This window comes from Shewanella rhizosphaerae, assembly GCF_019457655.1.
GTDB classification, from domain to species: domain Bacteria; phylum Pseudomonadota; class Gammaproteobacteria; order Enterobacterales; family Shewanellaceae; genus Shewanella; species Shewanella loihica.
Genome location: NZ_CP080420.1, coordinates 4,250,462 through 4,268,438, shown reverse-complemented (window position 1 = coordinate 4,268,438; position 17,977 = coordinate 4,250,462). Strand labels below are relative to the sequence as shown.

Sequence of the window (17,977 nt, the reverse complement as noted above, 5' to 3'; positions counted from 1 at the left end):
TCTACCGCTAAGGCGTGGCTCGCCGCGCCTAGGGCTTCCCTTGCTGGCCAAGCAGCGGCCGAATGAGTTCGGTGATCTTGCCCCGCAACCAGGCCTGGGCCTTATCCAGCTCGCAGCGCGAATGCCAAAACAGGCTGTAGTTGAGCGCGGCGATCTCAAAGGGCAGGGGCTTGACCCTGAGTCGGTGGCGGGCGGCGGCCATCTCTGCCAGTCCCTCGGGCAGGGTGATAATGAGGGGATGAATCGACAGTAGGGCCAGGGCGCTGTCTAGATGTGCGGTGCGCAAGCACTCGTGCCGGGGCGGATGTTGGGCGATGGCTGCATCGACGATCGCCTTAACCCCGTCGCTGATGGCGATGGTGGCGTGGGGATAGTGCAGGTAATCCGTGAGAGTTAATGGGCGATCCGCCACCGGGTGATAGCTGGAGACTAGGCAGCTAACACCGACACGACCCAGCGGCGTGCTGGCAAGTGGCGACACCTGACCCAAGGCGCGGCAGATTGCCATATCTACCCCTTGCAGGCTGAGCTGCGAGGCGAGCGTCTGGTGCTGTACCGGTAGGATGTTCAGCCTGATGTTTGGCGCCTGTTGATAGATCTCCGGCAGGATGAAGGGCAAGAGACCCTGAATGGCAAAGTCGGTGGCCGCCAGGGTAAAGGTTTGTCGGCATTGGCCGGGCACGAAAGCATTCGGCGTCAAGAGTGTGAGCAGTTCGCTGGTCGGCCCCTGAAGCTGACGGTAGCAGTCCAAGGCGTACTGAGTGGGTACCAGTTGCTGACCCACCCGAGAAAATAGCGGGTCATCCAGCATTTGCCTTAACCGTGCCAAGATGCGGCTGGTGGCTGATTGGCTCAGGTGTAACCGTTTAGCGGCGCGGGTGACGCTGCACTCCTCGACCAAGACTTGCAGGGCGATTAATAGGCTTAAGTCCTGTCGATAGATATCTTCGAGTTCCATAGGTCGGCTGAGGTAGGTCTACATAGGGCCTAACTTACCAGTGCGGGCCAGCTCTTGCCTGACTTTTTATCTTGCCATTGAACCATGTCTCACTCCTCTCGGGGGTTATGGACTGCGGCGTCATGCTTTGGAATGGTTTCCAAAATACTCACAAGGTAGTGTTTCTGGGTGATTTTTGAGCTGGCTACAAGTTTGGTTATGTAAGCAAGTTGTTTTAAAAACAAGTGTTGATTCACTCCCGTTTTGGAACCCATTCCAGCCCTAAGATGGTGCTGTCGAATAAAACCAAAAGGGTGATAACAGATGAGCAATGTAGATCTGCTAGGACGCCGTAATTTCATTAAGGGTATGGGAGCCGCTGCGGGTGTCGCAATGGCCGCGCCTGCGATGGCAGTTTCCGAGAAAGCTGACGGTGTGAAATGGGACAAAGAAGTTGAAGTATTGATTATCGGCTCAGGTTTCGCAGGCTTGGCGGCCGCGATTGAAGCCACGCGCAAGGGCGCGAAAGATGTCCATATCTTCGAGAAAATGGCCTACTTCGGTGGTAACTCTGCCATTAATGGTGGCCTGTTTGCGGCGCCTGGTACGCCGATGCAGAAGAAGGAGGGGGTAGAAGACTCGGTCGATCGTATGGTGGCGGACCAGCTCAAGTCCGGCCGCGGCATCGCCGACGAAGCCCTGCTGCGCCATGTAGCTTCGCACGCCGTCGAGGCATTGCAGATGACGATAGATGCGGGCGCCGAGTTCCATCCTTACCTGCAACAGCTTGGTGGTCACTCTGTGGCTCGTACTTACCAGACGACCGTTAGCTGTGGCGCCGGTATTACTCAGCCCCTCTATAAAGAGTGTAAGAAGCTGGGTGTTCACACCCATAACCGTTCTAAGTTTGAAGGCTTCCTGGTGGGCGACAAGGGCGAAGTGCTCGGCGTGAAAATGCGTGAGAACTACCACTTCGGCGAAGACCAGCCCAGCAAAGTGCTGAAGATCCGTGCCAAGCGCGGGGTGATCATGGCAACCGGCGGATTCGCGCAAAACGTGGATCTGCGTATGGCGCAGGACCCGACACTGACCTCTGAGGTGGGCTGTACCAATGCCCCAGGCGCAACAGGTGAAGGCATGTATGAGATGTTCCGCCTGGGCGCGATTCCAGTGCATCTGGCACACATTCAGTCTGGCCCTTGGGCATCGCCTGATGAGGGGGGCTTTGGCTATGTGTCTAACTACTCTATCTACAACTTCCCACACTCTATGGCGATCAACCGCCTGACGGGTAAGCGTTTCATGAATGAGATTGCCGACCGCAAGACCCGCGCCGATGCCGAGTTGGCATGCCGTGACGAGCAGGGTAACGCGCTACCGCCAATCTTGATCACCAGCTACAAGGATTCTAAGAAGCATCCGAACACCAAGAAGGTGATCAAATACAACGTGGGTTGGAAGTTCGACACCATCGAAGAGTTGGCGAAACACTTCGATGTACCTCTGAAGCCGCTGAAAGCGCAGATTGAAGAGTACAACGGCTATGTGAAGAGCGGTGAAGATAAGCAGTTCGGCAAGAACATGACCAAGGCGAAAGATAAGTATATCGAGGCGCCATTTACCGTGGTTCGCCTATGGCCAAAAGTGCACTACTGCCAGGGCGGTGTTCAGGTGAATACCAAGGCTGAGGTGAAAGACAGCTTCACCGGCAAGTCGATTCCTGGTCTGTACGCCGCGGGCGAGGTATGTGGTGGTATCCACGGCGTCAGTCGCCTGGGTAGCTGCTCAATTCCTGAGTGTATGGTAATGGGTATGACGGCTGCGCGCAGCGTCATGAAAGCTTAACGACCGGTTATTAAGAGGAATCAATAATGAAAAAGGTAAATATTGTACTCGCGCTGGTCTTAGCTGGCTTAGTGAGTCTGTCGGCCCAGGCGGTAGAGCAACGTGCCTGGCACAAAGAGGTGATCGGCAAAGATTGTAAGGTGTGCCATGACAATGGCATTAAACAGTTCCCATCGGATCAGGCCTGTCTGCAGTGCCATGATGTCGATGACCTGGCCGCACAGACGGCCCGTAGCGAAGAGGATCAGTGGCAGAATCCACACAACAACCTTCACTATGGTAAAGACCTGCCTTGTCAGGAATGTCATGGCGAACATAAGTCGAAGAAACCTTTATGCAGTAACTGTCATACCTTCAAGTTTGACAAGCATAAAGAGTAACTTCCTCTAAGAGAGGCCCATGAGCTTCATGGGCTTCTCTCATCTTGCATCTCCTCCGCTGTAAAGCGGGTGTCACGAGCACTGACAGCTTCCCCTCAGGCTTGTGCAACATCTTCGAGCGACAAAGACAGTTAATTATCCCTGCAAAGACAATTTACCGTTGGCCGTTTCGCTTTATATGCCCCTTTGTTAGACATGGCTTAGGGGCTTTTTTTATGCATCGATAATCAAATAATTTCTTTATAAACATAAAGTTATCAAATGTGTGAGCTGGGTTGTTATTTCCCCATTCAGATTGTTGCAAATAGGTGCTGATTACATTTTTGGAACGGATTCCAAGCATATTATGCCGCTCAGTAAGTGGTGAAAAATAATATGTAAATAAGGATGAGATGAATGAAAAAGACCATTATTGCGTTGTCATTATTGTCGGCCAATGGCGCGATGGCGGCGAGCCTTCCCGACTTTCTTGATCAGCAGGATATCGACAATGCCGAGTTCAAATGCCTGGGCGAACCGGTCAAGCACACCAAGGCGGATCAGAAGTATGTCGACATGCTGTGGGATGAGACGCTGACCTACCTCAAGGCCTATGCCATTGCCTTAACTAATGGTGAGAACAGCCACTGTCTGAACTCAGACGAGGCCATAGTCGATTCGACCCAGGGCGGTCAGAAGATCTGCATCATGGATCGCCGTGACATGAAGCAGATGGTGAAGAACATCTATCAGGTGATCAATAACCCTGACAAGGCCAAACAGTGTTTCGGTGCCCGTGAAGAGGTCAACTGGATCTACAATCCGGGTGGCGAGCTCACCAAGCATTCTCCCGTGGCACAACATTTTAAGCGCACCACCTTCGATGAGTTCTTCAAGACCAAGGTGACCAACAAGGAGGTGCAGAAACTGGGGAAAACCTTTACTAAAAACTTCGCCAAGATGGTTACCGGTGATGAAGTGAAGATGCCGTCGGCCTTCCCCTATGACATCAGCGCCAATGCCCTGCCAAACCTCTGGGCGGCGGCGGGCTGGTTCCCTATGTACGCCGAAGAGAGCAAGCGTAACGACAAGAACTTCAACAATATTCGTGGTGGCTATGCCTACGCCGAGATCTTCGGTCATTGGGGATTGCTGCGCATCGATGAGATCAATGATGAGAAGGTGGGCGCCGAGGTGGGGATGACGGTGCAGTCGGTCGATACGCTTTACCCCTACCATAACCATGCCATCTCTGAGATCTACTACAACATGCGCGTCCCCGCGTGTGCCAATCAGTTTAAGAGCTTTGCCGTACGTGCAGACTCGCCTCTGCTTACCACGGTCAAAGAAGATGACAAGATGCGCAGGGTGCAATTCGATGCCGCCCAGCACAACGGCCATACCCAGTGGCTTGCAGGCAGCTCCCAGCAAGATTCACTGCTCTACTTCCACCAAAACACCATACACGCCTTCGATGTGGACGGCAGCTGCGAGGCCAAGCCTGAGGAGCGGGCCATAGTCTCTGTCTGGGCCAGAAGTAATGCCCACGACAAGCGTAACGATTACGGCACCACGCTCCTGTGCGAATCGGCTAAGCATCCCGGCACACCGGCCAATAAGGATGAGATTATTCAGTGCGACCTGACTCATCTGAAGTGGTAACGGCACAAACAATAAGGCCAAGCATATGGCCAATTTAAGGTTCGCCGTGCGCCTTTGTTGCACGGCAATTAACAATAAAGGGTGAAATGATGAAGAAGTTTAATGTGTCTTTCGTTGTGGCGCTGTTGCCCCTGGCTTTGGCGGGAGTGGCCCAGGCGCAAGAACAAGAAGATGGCATCGATGTGACGGGCACCGTGAGGGTGAACTACGCCTACAAGGATTACAGCGAGAGCTCAAAAGACAAAGGCGGTGACCTTGCCTTCGACATGGCGGCGGTCAAATTTAACGGCAAACTCGGCGACTGGGGGCTGGCGAGTGAGTATCGCTTCTATGATGGTTGGCAGGCGCTGCGTTATGGCTATGGATTTTACGACCTCAATCCCGAGTGGCAACTGCAGTTCGGGGTGAATCAGGTGCCTTTCGGTAATCCAGGCTTTATCTCCAACAGCTTCTGGTTTGGCGTGCCTTACTACCTGGGCTTCGAGGATGACTATGACCTGGGTATCAAAGGGGTATATACCAGTGGTGCTTGGGGCACGGAAATGGCCTTCTACAAGAATGCCGAATATGGTGCCAGCCGCGCCGATCGCTACTCGACCGATCTCTATAGCGGTGTCGTCAATGGCACCGAATATCACAACGAGGAGACCAACCAGTTAAACCTTCGTCAAACCTATGAGATGAGCTATGAAGGTGGCAAGACATTGTTTGGTGCCTCGGTCGAATATGGCCAGATCTATAACAATAAGACGGGCAACAATGGCGACCGTTATGCCGTTGCACTGCACATGGATAGCAGCTACAAAGGCTGGAACCTACAACTGCAGGCGATGCAGTATGAATATGATGCGGCAGACGCGCTAGATAGCAATAAGATCGCCGTAGCGGCCTACAACTGGCAGTACGAGATCGCCGCTAAGGCCCTGGCCTATAGCGTTAACCTTGCCAAGACGTTAGCCACCGACTGGGGCAGCCTGAAGTTCTATAACGACTTTGGCATGGTCACTCCGGATGTGGCCGATGACAGCTACGATACCAGCTATCAAAACGTCACCGGCTGCGCCATCGCGGCAGGTGCCACCTATACCATGGTCGACTTCATAGTAGGCAAGAATATGTACGCCTCCACCCGTGACAATGGCCATGTGGGCCTGCCCGAAGTTGGCGACAGCTGGGATAAGCGGATTAACATCAACTTCGGCTACTACTTCTAGCCAGCAGCGAGTTGAAGCTGATTGAATCAAGCCAACCTTAGGGTTGGCTTTCTCTTGTCAATTTATGATGGCGTTAGTCTTCAGCTACTTCAGCCAGATTGTGCACATTCGCCTTGATTAGAGTGATCAGCTGCAGTGTCGCATCTGTCTGGGTATCTGGGTTGAGGTAGAGGGACTCGTTAAACACAGGCAGTACAGGTAGCTGGTGCTCCAGAGGATCCAGGATCTGCATCTTGTCATTGACCCTGAACTCGGCGATGGGAGCTATGGTGAGATCGTTCTCGACCGCCATACATAGCGCCTGTGGCGAGGGGGTCGACAATAGTACGTTGATCGGCCTCATGGTCAGCTGATGGTTGGCAAATACCTGGGCCCGTATCGGGCAGTTTTCCGGATAGAGAGCCATGGGAATGGTTTCACGCTTGTGGGCGTTACCGCCCTTGGCCGCTACCCAGTGAAACTTACGCTCGAATAGAAGTTCGCCATTGACCGGCGGCTGCCAGTGGGTGGCGACGATTAGGTCGAACTCCCCCTGTTGCAAACGCTTGTAGAGGTTGCCGCTGACATCTGTGTCGATCACCAGTTCGATACAGGTAAATTCGCGAATAAACTCCAGCAGGCAGCTGCCGAGGTAACGCTTGATATAGTCGGTCGGTACGCCCAGACGGATGATTTCGCGGTTCTGACACTCCTTGAGGTCATCCAGCGCCTGGGAGTTGAGCTGCATCATCTTATAGGCGTAGTTCAGCAGTGTCTCACCCGATTCGGTGAGGGTGACTCCCTTGTTGTCTCTCAATAGCAGAGGCTGACCGACACTCTCTTCGAGCTTCTTGATTTGCAGGCTGAGGGTCGATTGCGTGCGACAGATCTTATCGGCGGCTCTCGACAGGTTGCCCGCCTCGGCTACCGCTATAAAACTCTCGAGTAATTCGATTTTTAACATGTGCTATTGAGATTGTTCATAGTGGTATCAGTATTACTCAATATCCGCTGGCGCAGAACACTGTTATCGTTTGATTGTGAAGTTGCAACTAAGATGTTTCGGAAAGTGTGATGGGGTCGATATGAGTAGCTGGGAGCAAAGAGAGGTCTATCTGGTTGAGGTGGCGCAGCGCTGTCTGAGAGGGCATCAGAGTTTTGAACTGTGCCGTTCTCATCTCGTTGCGGCCAGCCAGATCTCCAAGGGAACCATCTACAATCATTTCACCACAGAGGCCGATTTGGTGGTGGCCGTAGCCTGTGCGCAATACCAAGGTTGGCTCAGGGTTGCCGAGAGTGAACAGCAACGCTATACAGACCCCTTTGAATGTTATCTGTTTCATCACTGTCAGCGCCTCTATGATGTCTTAGCGCAAAAGCGCTTTGTGATAGAGCGTCTCATGCCTAATCAAGAGTTGTTGCAGCAAGCATCAGAGGTGTATCGCGATAGATTTAATGAGTTACTTGCACAATATTGTAAGTGGAATCAAAACATCATCTCAGCTGTGGGCGAGCGTCCTGGATTTGATCGCTACGAACTCCTTAAGAATTATATTCGCGGTACTATGATCAACAGCGATGATGGTCTTAAGCGGTGTGATGACGTGCAAACCTATTATCAATTTAGTTATGCGATGGCCCAGTTAATGGGCCATTCAGATAGACGTATTCCCAGTAAGCAAACTTTCTCACTCTGGCTGCAGCAAATAGAACAGCAGCACACTAACGCGGCAGCCTGATGGTGATCTCCAGCCCGTGGGGCTTGGCGTTGCTGGCGACTATTTGGCCCTGATGGGCCTGAATCGCCGCCTTGGCGATGGCCAGTCCCAGGCCCCAGCCGCCGGATTCTCGCTCTCGCGCCGATTGTGGGCGATAGAAGGGTTCGAAGATCGCCTGCAGATCCGCCTCATCCTCTATGCCCGGGCCGTCGTCCTTGATGGTGAGGATCACCTGATTCGGTTCGGCAGTGGCGCTGATGCTGATCTCTTGCTCGGCGTAGCGGATGGCGTTACGCAGTAGATTCTCAATCGCCCTTGCCAGGGGGCGCGGGTTGAGCATCAGCATCAGGCTATCGTCTATGTCGATCACCAGAGATTTCTGTTGCTGCTCTGCCTCGAACTCGGCATCGTCCAGCACCTGGCCCAGGGTCTCGGCCAGCGATAGCCGATGTTTGTGCTCATGGATATCCAGCTTCACCCGCGACAGCTCGAGTAGCTCGGCGATCATCGCCTCCAGCTGCTCCGCCTCATAGCCGATGCGGTCTATCTCGGTCGAGGCCTGGCCCTTCTTGCGGGTGAGGGCGAGGGCCAGCTGCAGTCGGGTCAATGGCGTCCTGAGTTCGTGGGAGATATCGCTGATCAATCGCTGCTGGCTGTTGACCATGGACTCGATGGCGTCGGCCATGGCGTTAAAGGATTGCGCCAGCTGACCTATCTCGTCCTTGCGCGCCGTGGTACTGGCGTCGGCCCTGTGGCCGAGATCGCCGCTGGCCACCGCCTCGGCGCTCTGTTTGAGGGCGCGCAGGGGCTTACCTAAGTGCCAGGCTAGCAGGCCACACAAGAGGCCCGAGAGCAAGATCGCCAGGGTCAGCGTGAGGGCGATATTCTCGGCGAAGAAGAAGAACCAGGGTCTTGGATGCATCTCGGCCAAGCGGCCATAGAGGGTGTAGCGTTTGCCCTCTATCTCGAAGGGCATGGGGCCAAACAGCAGCTCGCTCTTAAACTGGTGGCTGATGGGGTGGCCCGCCTCGTCGGCCATCAGCATGAAGCGCCGGATGCCGCGGGAGACACGTTGATTGTTGATCAGCTGGCCCTGCTCGTCGGCCACATAGAAACGCACCGGCTTGTTACCCATCTCCTTGAGTCTGTGCCAGTGTTTGTCACGCTTCATGGTCAGTAGTTCGGGGCTTTCCTGTATGCGTTCGACCACGCGTTCCAGCAGTCCCTGTAGATGGGGCGGAATAGGGGCCTGATCGTGATTCTGTTGCAGCAGCGGCAGCAGGCCGACGATGGCGATGATCAGGCTGCTACAGAGCCAGAAGCTCAGCAGCAGCTTGATGAAGATGCGGTTGGGAAGACTACTAATTTTCATCAGGTTAGCCAGATGTAGCCCTTGCCTCTGAGGGTCTTGACCCTGGGGCGGCCGTCGGCGCGCTCGGGCAGTTTCTTACGCAGATTAGACAGGTGCATATCCAGGCTGCGATCGAAGGGCATCAGCTTCTTGCCCAGGACATTCTCGCTGAGGTTGTCCTTGCTCAGCACCTCGCCGCTGTGCTGGATCATATGATACAGCAGGCTAAATTCGGTGCCGGTGAGGATCAGCAGCTGATCCTGACAGACCACCTCTTGGCGGCTGGGGTCGAGCTTGATGTCGGCAAACTCCAGTATGCTGGGCTGCTGCTCGTCCATCTGATGGCTGGTGCGGCGGATGATCGCCTTGATGCGCGCCACTAGTTCGCGATCGTTGAAGGGCTTGGGCAGGTAGTCATCGGCGCCTATCTCCAGGCCAACGACTCTGTCTATCTCGTCGCCGCGGGCGGTGAGCATGAGTACCGGAGTCTGTTTCTTGGATCGCAATGCCTTGAGCACCTCGAAGCCGTTGAGCTTGGGCAGCATGACATCGAGCAGGATGAGATCGAACTGCTGTTCCAGTGCCAGGGCCAGCCCCGCCTCGCCATCGTGGGCAAGTGTGAGGTTAAACCCTTCAAGTTCAAGCAGTTGTGCTAGCAGTTCCGCTAGCCCTAGATCGTCATCGATTAACAGAATTTGGCTCATGGTACGTCTCTCTACACCTATAACAGCTTGAGTATACCCTTTTAGATGTCAATTGCAGTCTAAGAATGTAAGTCTAGGTAAAGGCGTGACGGGCAGCAGATTGTCACTCTTTGCGCAAACTTTACAGAGGTTTACCTAAGGAAAACCCTGCATTACATAGGGTGGCGTAAACTGTTAGTGTCGAAGCTCTTCCCAGAGCGAACTAACTATCCGCGATAAGCGTAAGAGGCAGATTATGAATAAGATGACCCTAAAATCAGGATTATTTGCGTTAATGACCAGCGCCGCCCTGTTGGCACCCGCTGTGTATGCGGCTGGCCCGGATGACGGCGGTTGTCGCCATGAGATGCGTGGTGATCACAAAGGTTACCACGGCGAGATGCACAAGATGTTTCGCGGCCTGGATCTCACCGATGCCCAGCGTACTCAGATGAAGGAGCTGATGCAGTCGCACCGTGAGGCGATGCAGGCTAAGCGTCCATCGGACGAGGTGCGTGCGGCCCACAAACAGCAGATGCTGGATATGATCACCTCGGACAGCTTCAACGAGGCCGATCTTAAGGCGATGACGGCCCAACGCAGCGAGCTCAGAGCGCAGGCCGCGGTGGAGCGCATGAAGATGCAACGCGAAATCTATCAACTGCTTACCCCTGAGCAGCAGGCTAAATTTAAAGAGAATTTTGCCAAGCGTGGCGGACGTAAAGGAGATCGCCCATAGGGGATAACTGAGTTACAATTGGGTCATATTCTTCCCCTGCTAATTATTAGCTGTAATATGACCCTATGACCGACACTTCCCAATACGATTTTTGGGTGAAACTGGCTAGCCGCGCCGCCGTGGCGACCGCGCTCACCCTGATAGTCATCAAGCTGGCGGCCTGGCTCTATTCAGGTTCCGCCAGCATGCTGGCTTCGCTCACCGACTCCTTCGCCGATGCCCTGGCTTCCATAGTCAACTTCATCGCCATTCGCTATGCCATAGTGCCCGCAGACCAAGACCATAGGTATGGTCACGGTAAGGCCGAGCCCTTGGCGGCCCTGGCCCAGTCAGCCTTCATCCTGGGCTCGGCGCTGCTGCTCTTGCTACATGGCAGCGACAGGCTGATCAACCCAACCCCCATCAACCACGCCATGGTGGGCGTGGTGGTGTCGGTGATCGCCATAGTGCTGACCCTGGCTTTGGTGCTGCTGCAACGCCGTGCCCTGGCCAAGACCTCCAGCACCATAGTGGAGGCCGATGCCCTGCACTATAAATCGGATCTGTTCCTCAACAGCGCCGTGCTGCTGGCCCTGGTCTTGTCGCAGTTTGGCTGGTGGTGGGCCGATGGCCTGTTCGCCATACTGATCGCCCTGTTTATCGGTCAGCAGGCGGTGGATCTGGGTTACCGCTCGGCGCAGTCGCTGCTGGACCGGGAGCTGGATGCCGATACCAAGCTTAAAATCGTCCAGGCGATAGAGAAAGACCCGCGCATCAATGGTTTTCATGATCTGCGTACCCGCACCTCGGGCAAGACCACCTTCGTGCAGTGCCACCTGGAGCTCGACGGCAGACTGCCGCTGGTGGAGGCCCATGCCATCGCCGATGCCGCCGAGGCAAGGGTGAGAAGCCTGTTCGAGCACGTGGAAGTGCTGATCCACCAAGACCCCGTCTAAGCTGCCTCAGGCGGCGAGGCTGAGCCAGCTTTCGCCGCCGAAAATTCTACATAATCCCGATTTTAGGGGAATTATTTCCCTGCCAATTCAAATCCAGTTCTTCTAGTATTAATTCCTCTACTGAGGAATTTTTATGGCAGAAGCTAAAAGTCGTGTCGGCCGTCCCAGTGGCGACACCCAAAATCGCGATAAGCTGATCCTGGCGGCAAGAAATCTGTTTATCGAACGTCCCTATGCTCAGGTGTCGATCCGCGAGATCGCCAGCCTGGCGGGCACAGATCCTGGCCTGATCCGTTACTACTTCGGCTCCAAGGAGAAGTTGTTCTCGACCATGATCCATGAGACGGCGATGCCCGTGCTGGCCCAGCTGCATAAGGCGAGAAGAGAGACGCGCCAGGAGAGCCCGGCGGCCTTGCTACAGACCTACTACAGCGTCATGAGCAAGCATCCGCACTTTCCCAGACTCATGCTGCGCATCGCCGGACTGGATCAGAGCCTGCCGGAAAACGCCGAGGTGACCAAGGCCTTCTATGAGGTGGTTAACTTCGAGAATATCGCCATATTTCAACGATTAAAGGATAAGAATCTGCTGAAGGATGATGTGGACGCCCACTGTGCTCAGCTGAGCTTCTTCGCCATGATGGTGTTTCCCTTTATCGTGCCGGAAAACTTACTCGAAAGGGTCGGCATAGAACTTACGCCGGACTTTCTACAACTGCTTGCCGAGCAAAATACCCGTCTACTGCAGCGTGGTCTGATGGACGTGAAGGATGAGAGAGATGAATAACAAGAAACGCTATCTATTAGTCGGTGTGGGCGTCGGCGTGCTGGCCATAGTGCTGGCGGCGCTGCTTAAACCTTCGCCCTCACTGGTGGCCGGATACGATAAGGCCAGGGCGGTCGAGGTGATGCCGCTGGCTCAGCAGCCTATCGCCCCTAGAGTCATCGGCTTCGGCCGGGTCGAGCCCAAGCATGTGTGGCAGGCGGTGGCCGAGGTGGGCGGCAAGGTGTTGTACCGCCATCCCCAGCTGGAAACCGGCCGCATGCTGCCAAAGGGCACACTGGTGCTCGAGATAGATCCGCTGGAATACCAGCTCAAGGTCGCCCAGGCCCAGGCCAGCATGCATGCCACCCAAGCGCAGCTGACCCGTCTGGACCAACAGGAGAAGAACCTCAACACCAGCCTGAAGATCGAGGAGCAGAAGCTGGTGCTGGCCGAGCAGGAGTATCAACGCAAGCTGACCCTGAAGAAGCGCAACCTGGTATCGAGTTCGGAGCTGGAGAATCAGAAGCAGTCACTGTTGGCCCAGACCAAGCTGGTGGAAGATCTACAGAGTTCCCTCAAGTTGCTTCCCGACGATCGCAAGGTGAGCGAGGCGCAGCTGAGCGTCGACAAGGCCTCCTTGCAGGACGCCGAGCGCCGCCTCAACCAGACCAAGGTGGTGCTGCCCTTCGATGCGCGGGTGTCGGACATCAATATTGAGCAAGATCAGGTGGTGGCCGCCGGCGCCGTGATGCTGGTGGCCCACAGGCTAGGCACAGCCGAGATCAAGGCGGAGTTATCCTTGCAGGATATGCGCGCCCTGGTCAGCAGCCTGGTGCAGGCGTCAAAGCCCAGAAGCATGCCCTCAATCGACGAATTTGAGTTGCAGGCGGAGGTGAGTTTTCAGGCGGGCAATCATAGCTTTAGCTGGCCGGCGCGGGTGACCCGGGTCGCCGAGACGGTCAACCCCAACCAGGCCACCATAGGCGTTTATCTGGAGGTGGAGCAGGACTTTAGCCAGATGGATCTGCTGCTGCGTCCGCCGCTGACCAAGGGGATGTTTGTCAGCGCGGTGATCAGCGGTAAGCCGAGGGAACATTTCGTGATTCCCGAGCGGGCGCTGCGGGGCGATCAGATCTATCTGATGGATGCCCAGCAGAAGCTGGTGATCAAGCCGGTCGAGGTGCTGTTCCGTCACCAGCAGCTGGTGGCCGTCGAGGGCGAGCTGAAGGCGGGTGAGGCCCTGGTGCTCAACGACCTGATCCCGGCGATCCCCGGCATGTCGCTCAAGCCCGTTACCAATGAGGGAGGGGCGCCGCTGTGATCGCCTACATCACAAGACATCCTACCCTGGCAAACCTCTTGATGTTGGCCTTCCTGCTGCTGGGTCTGCTCAACATGAGCAGCATCAAGCGCGAGACCTTTCCCGAGTTTGCCCCGCCCTATGTGATGGCGACCGTGGTCTACCCGGGCGCCTCGCCGGTCGAGGTGGAGGAGAGCATCTGCCTGCGGATGGAGGATGCGGTCGACGGCCTGGCCAACATCGAAGAGGTTAAGTGTGACGCCCAGGAGGGTATAGCCTCTATGCGTCTCAAGCTGGAGCCCAAGGCAGATCTGGGTCGCATGCTGGTGGATGTGCAGACCCAGATCAACGCTATTCAGAACTTCCCGGCGCAGATCGAACCGCCCATCGTCAAGGAGCTGGACTGGGCGGAGCCCGTGGTGGATATCGCCATCGTCGCCGACACCAGTTGGCCACACCTTAAGAGCTATGCCGAGGATGTGAAGCGTCGTCTCAAGATAGACGCCGGGGTAAGCCTGGTCTCCATCGCAGGCTTCTCGGATCATCAGCTGCGCATCGAGCTCAATCAGGCGGATATGCGCAGGTTGGGGCTGACCGCCGCCGAGATTGCCGACAAGGTCGGCCGCCAGAACGTGAAGATGCCGGCGGGGAATATCGAGCTCAAGGATAAGAATATCCTGTTGAGGTTCGATGAACGTAAGGTCACCCCGGCTTCACTGGCGGAGATCATCGTCGCCTCTAATCCCGATGGCAGCGTGGTGCGTCTTGGCAATATCGCCACCATCAGCGACAGGTTCGAGCTGGATGAGGAGCATATTCAGTTCAACGGCAGCAATGCGGCGCTGATCAAGGTGCAGAAGAACAAGGCCGACGACGCGCTGCGGATCAAGGCCAAGGTGAGCGAGTTTATCGAGCTGGAGCAGGCCCGCGCGCCGGACGGGGTGCGCCTGACCATGACCAACGATCTCTCCTCCGTGTTACAAGACAGGCTGAAGATGATGATCACCAACGGCTGGCAGGGGATCATCCTGGTCTTCCTCAGCATGTGGCTGTTTTTCTCCCTGCGCTACTCCTTCTGGGTGTCGGCCGGTCTGCCGGTCGCCTTCCTCGGTGGACTCTATCTGATGAGCCTGTTCGGCGTGTCTATTAACCTCATGAGCCTGGTGGGGCTGCTGATGGCGATCGGTATCATGATGGATGACGCCATAGTGATTGCCGAGTCGATCGCCTCCCACATAGACAGAGGCATGGCGCCCCATGAGGCCGTGGTGAAGGGAGTGCAGAAGGTCGCTCCGGGTGTGGTCTCCTCCTTCCTGACGACTGTGCTGATCTTCAGCGCGCTCTTGGGGCTGGATGGCCAGATGGGGGCGGTACTGTCGGCCATTCCGACCGTGCTGATCATGGTGCTAACCATCAGCTTGTTCGAGGCCTTCTTGATCTTGCCCAATCACCTGAATCACTCACTGGCACACGCCAAGGCGGAGACTAAGCCCAATCGCATCGGCGAGCTCAAGGCGAAGTTTCTCACCCGCTTCGAGGCGTTTCGTAACGATCACTTAGTCAGGCTGGTGACCTTCATGGTGCGCTGGCGCTATGTGAGTGTCGGCGCCACCATAGGCCTGCTGCTTGTCTCTGTCTCTTTGGTGGTGGGCGGCGCGCTCAAGTTTGTGCCTTTCCCCGATCTGGATGGCGATATCGCCGAGGCGCGTATCATATTGCCGCCGGGCAGCTCCCTGAGTCAGACCCAGAAGGTGGTCGAGACACTGATCGCCAGCGCTAAGCGTGTCGGCGACAGATACACCCATGAGGTGGAGGATGAGCATAAGCTGATCCGCGACATCACGGCACAGTACAACTTTAACGCCGATGCCGGCGAGAGCGGCCCCCATGTGGCGACAGTCAGGCTGGATCTGCTGTCGGCGGAGACCCGCAATACCCTGATCGAGGCGTTTATCCGCGATTGGCGTATCGAGACGGGTGAGCTGGCGATGCCGCTATCTTTGGTGTTCAAGCAGCCGACCATGGGCCCGGCCGGGCGGGACATAGAGATCCGCCTGCAGGGCGACGATCTGAACATGCTGAAACAGGCGTCCGTGTCGCTGCAGAGCTATCTGGGGCAGTTTGATGGCATCAGCGGCATACTCGACGACATGCGTCCGGGCAAGGAGGAGATCAAGGTGAGCCTGCGCCCCGGCGCCGAGAGCTTCGGCATCGACGGCCAACTGGTGGCGGCCCAGCTGCGCAGCGCCTACTTCGGTCAGCTGGCCGACGAGGTGCAGGTGGGGCCGGAAAATATCGAGATCGAGGTGAGGCTCAACAAGCTGCAGGCGGGGGATCTACAGGCCCTGGCCAACTTCCCCATCATGCTGAGTGATGGCAGCCAGCTGCCGCTCTCCTCCATCGCCCTGCTGCAGGATCAGCGCTCCTATGTGCGTATCCAGCGCATCAATGGCCTGCGCAGCGTGACCGTGATGGCCGATGTGGACAATCAGCGCGCCAATGCCAACGAGACCATAGCCGCGATAAAGCGCGAGTGGCTGGCTCAGGTGCAGCAGAGCTATCCGCAGCTGAGGGTCGACTTCGAAGGCTCGGCCAAGGAGACGGCGAAGACCGGCAGCTCCATGGGCAAAGGCTTCCTCATAGGCCTGTTTGGCCTGTTCGCCATCCTGAGTTTTCAGTTCAGGAGCTATCTGGAACCTGCTGTGGTGATGCTGGCGATCCCGCTGGCGCTGATCGGCGTGCTCTGGGGCCATCTGCTGCTGGGCTATAACCTCTCCATGCCCTCTATCATGGGCTTCATCTCGCTGGCGGGAATCGTTGTGAACGACTCCATCTTGTTGGTGCAGTACATACGCCACCATGTGGATGAGGGAGATAGCGTGCATCAGGCGGTGGTGAGCGCCAGTCGCGAGCGTTTCAGGGCGGTGTTTCTCACCTCGCTGACCACGGCGGCGGGTCTCTTGCCCCTGCTGTTGGAAACCAGCCTGCAGGCCCAGGTGGTGCAGCCCCTGGTGGTGTCGATCGTCTTCGGTATCTTCGCCTCCACCCTGCTGGTGCTGTTTATCATCCCTTGTGCCTACGCCATCCTGGCCGATTTTGACAAGGTGAAGCCCCATACCGAGCTGTAAGGCGTTAAATAGAAAATAAAAAAGCGCCAGCTATGTGACCATAGCGGGCGCTTTCGCTTTTAGCATGTAGCTAGAGTGAGGCGGCCTCGCCCAGGTAACTCAGACGCGCCATCTGGCTCTGATCTTTGAGCTCCAGCGCCTTGATGGCGTAGGGAGCGCCCAGACCCGAGGCCTTGAGCTGCTCGGCGTCGAAGCTCAGGCTCACCTGGCCATCGGCGTCTAGCCACTGGGCCGTCTCGGCCCGCAGGATATTGGCCTGCTTACCCAGAGCATCCGTGCCCACTAACACGGCAGAGATCTGATAGCGTCCAGGGCTGGCCACCTTAAGATCAAATATCGCCTGGGTTGGCTTGCTATCCTGCCAGTAGATGCTGGCCTGATCCTTTAGTTTGGCTGCCGGCACATATTGCTTGAAGGCGGTCTTGACGGTGCGGATCAGTGGCAGGCCGTTAACCCGGGTCTCGACGTCGACCTGGATCTCGCTCAGGCCCAGGTTGCTGCTGGGCATCGCCAGCTCATCAGGTAGCTGAGCCTGCCAGTTATCGCCCTGCTTAACCACGGCGAGCCTGTGGTAGCGACCATCGCTCTGCTTGAGCGTCGCGGTTGGGCTAAGAGCCATGTCGCTGTTGCTCAGCTTAAGATCGAACGCCAGCTTAGGGGCCTGACTGCTCAGACGGTTAGGCGCCGATAGGGCCAGCTGATAGGGGCTGCCCTTCTCCTTGACGTTAACCAGATAGCTGTCGTTGGCCCCAAGGGGCTGGACCACCTGCAGCTGATACACGCCGGGCGTCGCCTGCTTGGAGAGCCTCAGGGCGCTGGAGTCATCGACTATGCCAGCCGTCGCCATCGCCTGTGGGTCGCTCATGGATTGGATCATAGATGCCGATTTATCCACGCTCTGTTTGTCGATCTTGTAGAGGCGCAGCTGATTCGGCGAGATAGCCGGGCTGTGTTGCAGCGCCCCCGAGCTGGCATCGCCGCGCGGCGCCACCCGGATCACGCTATCGTTCTGGCTGACCGCAAGCATGATCCCCTTGTTCAGCTCGGCGCCCGACACGGTACGCCAATACTGGTCGCTGCTGCTCTGATCAAGCTGGCTTGGGGCCTGGATTTGGACAGCGGCACCCATGGGCGCGCTAAAACTCACGCCGCCGCGATTACCGTTGACAGCTGGCAGCTCTGTGGTGGCCAGGGTATCTATGGTGAGATCCCCTGAGGTGGGCGCCAGCAGGGTCACCTGGGTGACGGTCACTGCGCTGGCCTGTGGGGTATTTTCTGCCTGAGGTTCGTCGTTTTGACAGGCGCTCAGCAGTGCGGACAGGGCGAACACACTCGCCATTTTAATTGATGGTTTCATCTTA

15 protein-coding genes are annotated in these 17,977 nt (G+C 56.3%); 10 read left to right on the top strand and 5 right to left on the bottom strand.

The window, feature by feature from the left end:
* Positions 1 to 28: 28 nt before the first annotated feature.
* Entirely contained in the window at positions 29 to 958 is a 930-nt protein-coding gene (locus K0I63_RS18495; protein WP_220081973.1) for a LysR family transcriptional regulator, read from the bottom strand.
* A gap of 303 nt (positions 959 to 1,261) precedes the next feature.
* Here K0I63_RS18495 and ardA point away from each other — a divergent pair, with 303 nt between their 5' ends.
* The 4 genes from ardA (at position 1,262) to K0I63_RS18475 (ending at position 6,017) form a co-directional block, all read left to right on the top strand.
* Complete coding sequence (gene ardA, locus K0I63_RS18490; protein ID WP_220081972.1) at positions 1,262 to 2,782, top strand: acrylate reductase flavoprotein subunit ArdA; 1,521 nt, start codon at positions 1,262 to 1,264, stop codon at positions 2,780 to 2,782.
* A gap of 26 nt (positions 2,783 to 2,808) precedes the next feature.
* Positions 2,809 to 3,162 (top strand): acrylate reductase cytochrome subunit ArdB, encoded by a 354-nt coding sequence (gene ardB / locus K0I63_RS18485; RefSeq protein ID WP_220081971.1) that lies wholly within the window; start codon positions 2,809 to 2,811, stop codon positions 3,160 to 3,162.
* Positions 3,163 to 3,558: 396 nt separating this feature from the next.
* Entirely contained in the window at positions 3,559 to 4,803 is a 1,245-nt protein-coding gene (gene dddY / locus K0I63_RS18480) for a dimethylsulfoniopropionate lyase DddY (RefSeq protein ID WP_220081970.1), read from the top strand.
* 86 nt (positions 4,804 to 4,889) lie between these two features.
* Complete coding sequence (locus tag K0I63_RS18475; protein ID WP_220081969.1) at positions 4,890 to 6,017, top strand: hypothetical protein; 1,128 nt, start codon at positions 4,890 to 4,892, stop codon at positions 6,015 to 6,017.
* Between the two features lie 73 nt (positions 6,018 to 6,090).
* Here the strand turns inward: K0I63_RS18475 and K0I63_RS18470 are convergent, their stop codons facing one another.
* Positions 6,091 to 6,960 (bottom strand): LysR family transcriptional regulator, encoded by an 870-nt coding sequence (locus K0I63_RS18470; RefSeq protein WP_220081968.1) that lies wholly within the window; start codon positions 6,958 to 6,960, stop codon positions 6,091 to 6,093.
* Positions 6,961 to 7,081: 121 nt separating this feature from the next.
* On the opposite strand from K0I63_RS18470, the gene K0I63_RS18465 reads away from it, so the two are divergent.
* Entirely contained in the window at positions 7,082 to 7,735 is a 654-nt protein-coding gene (locus K0I63_RS18465) for a TetR/AcrR family transcriptional regulator (RefSeq protein ID WP_220081967.1), read from the top strand.
* Here the strand turns inward: K0I63_RS18465 and K0I63_RS18460 are convergent.
* The gene (locus tag K0I63_RS18460) at positions 7,719 to 9,086 is read right to left on the bottom strand and encodes an ATP-binding protein (RefSeq protein WP_220081966.1); all 1,368 of its coding nucleotides are present in this window, start codon (positions 9,084 to 9,086) and stop codon (positions 7,719 to 7,721) included. The genes K0I63_RS18465 and K0I63_RS18460 overlap by 17 nt on opposite strands.
* Complete coding sequence (locus K0I63_RS18455; RefSeq protein WP_220043591.1) at positions 9,086 to 9,769, bottom strand: response regulator; 684 nt, start codon at positions 9,767 to 9,769, stop codon at positions 9,086 to 9,088. The genes K0I63_RS18460 and K0I63_RS18455 overlap by 1 nt, the downstream gene beginning before the upstream one ends.
* Before the next feature lie 235 nt (positions 9,770 to 10,004).
* On the opposite strand from K0I63_RS18455, the gene K0I63_RS18450 reads away from it, so the two are divergent.
* The 5 genes from K0I63_RS18450 to K0I63_RS18430 all read left to right on the top strand — a co-directional run bounded on the left by K0I63_RS18450 (position 10,005) and on the right by K0I63_RS18430 (position 16,616).
* Complete coding sequence (locus K0I63_RS18450; protein WP_258406903.1) at positions 10,005 to 10,487, top strand: Spy/CpxP family protein refolding chaperone; 483 nt, start codon at positions 10,005 to 10,007, stop codon at positions 10,485 to 10,487.
* Positions 10,488 to 10,552: 65 nt separating this feature from the next.
* A complete protein-coding gene (gene fieF / locus K0I63_RS18445) occupies positions 10,553 to 11,422 on the top strand; it encodes a cation efflux pump FieF (RefSeq protein WP_220043590.1) in 870 nt (289 codons plus the stop codon).
* Between the two features lie 133 nt (positions 11,423 to 11,555).
* Positions 11,556 to 12,209, top strand: coding sequence for a TetR/AcrR family transcriptional regulator (locus K0I63_RS18440; RefSeq protein ID WP_011867361.1), 654 nt, complete (start codon positions 11,556 to 11,558; stop codon positions 12,207 to 12,209).
* The gene (locus K0I63_RS18435) at positions 12,202 to 13,509 is read left to right on the top strand and encodes an efflux RND transporter periplasmic adaptor subunit (RefSeq protein WP_220081965.1); all 1,308 of its coding nucleotides are present in this window, start codon (positions 12,202 to 12,204) and stop codon (positions 13,507 to 13,509) included. The genes K0I63_RS18440 and K0I63_RS18435 overlap by 8 nt, the downstream gene beginning before the upstream one ends.
* Positions 13,506 to 16,616 (top strand): efflux RND transporter permease subunit, encoded by a 3,111-nt coding sequence (locus K0I63_RS18430; protein ID WP_220081964.1) that lies wholly within the window; start codon positions 13,506 to 13,508, stop codon positions 16,614 to 16,616. The genes K0I63_RS18435 and K0I63_RS18430 overlap by 4 nt, the downstream gene beginning before the upstream one ends.
* Positions 16,617 to 16,686: 70 nt before the next feature.
* On the opposite strand, the gene K0I63_RS18425 is transcribed toward K0I63_RS18430, so the two are convergent.
* On the bottom strand, positions 16,687 to 17,973 hold the full coding sequence (locus K0I63_RS18425) for a DUF4785 family protein (RefSeq protein WP_220081963.1): 1,287 nt from the start codon (positions 17,971 to 17,973) through the stop codon (positions 16,687 to 16,689).
* Between the last annotated feature and the right edge of the window lie 4 nt (positions 17,974 to 17,977).

Excerpts from the sequence above, each read along its gene's own strand:
- K0I63_RS18475 (WP_220081969.1), top strand. The coding sequence starts at position 4,890 with ATGATGAAGAAGTTTAATGTGTCTTTCGTTGTGGCGCTGTTGCCCCTG.
- K0I63_RS18470 (WP_220081968.1), bottom strand. The coding sequence starts at position 6,960 with ATGTTAAAAATCGAATTACTCGAGAGTTTTATAGCGGTAGCCGAGGCG.
- K0I63_RS18440 (WP_011867361.1), top strand. The coding sequence starts at position 11,556 with ATGGCAGAAGCTAAAAGTCGTGTCGGCCGTCCCAGTGGCGACACCCAA.
- K0I63_RS18460 (WP_220081966.1), bottom strand. The coding sequence starts at position 9,086 with ATGAAAATTAGTAGTCTTCCCAACCGCATCTTCATCAAGCTGCTGCTG.
- K0I63_RS18455 (WP_220043591.1), bottom strand. The coding sequence starts at position 9,769 with ATGAGCCAAATTCTGTTAATCGATGACGATCTAGGGCTAGCGGAACTG.
- ardA (WP_220081972.1), top strand. The coding sequence starts at position 1,262 with ATGAGCAATGTAGATCTGCTAGGACGCCGTAATTTCATTAAGGGTATG.
- K0I63_RS18450 (WP_258406903.1), top strand. The coding sequence starts at position 10,005 with ATGAATAAGATGACCCTAAAATCAGGATTATTTGCGTTAATGACCAGC.
- K0I63_RS18425 (WP_220081963.1), bottom strand. The coding sequence starts at position 17,973 with ATGAAACCATCAATTAAAATGGCGAGTGTGTTCGCCCTGTCCGCACTG.
- K0I63_RS18495 (WP_220081973.1), bottom strand. The coding sequence starts at position 958 with ATGGAACTCGAAGATATCTATCGACAGGACTTAAGCCTATTAATCGCC.
- fieF (WP_220043590.1), top strand. The coding sequence starts at position 10,553 with ATGACCGACACTTCCCAATACGATTTTTGGGTGAAACTGGCTAGCCGC.
- K0I63_RS18465 (WP_220081967.1), top strand. The coding sequence starts at position 7,082 with ATGAGTAGCTGGGAGCAAAGAGAGGTCTATCTGGTTGAGGTGGCGCAG.
- dddY (WP_220081970.1), top strand. The coding sequence starts at position 3,559 with ATGAAAAAGACCATTATTGCGTTGTCATTATTGTCGGCCAATGGCGCG.
- ardB (WP_220081971.1), top strand. The coding sequence starts at position 2,809 with ATGAAAAAGGTAAATATTGTACTCGCGCTGGTCTTAGCTGGCTTAGTG.
- K0I63_RS18435 (WP_220081965.1), top strand. The coding sequence starts at position 12,202 with ATGAATAACAAGAAACGCTATCTATTAGTCGGTGTGGGCGTCGGCGTG.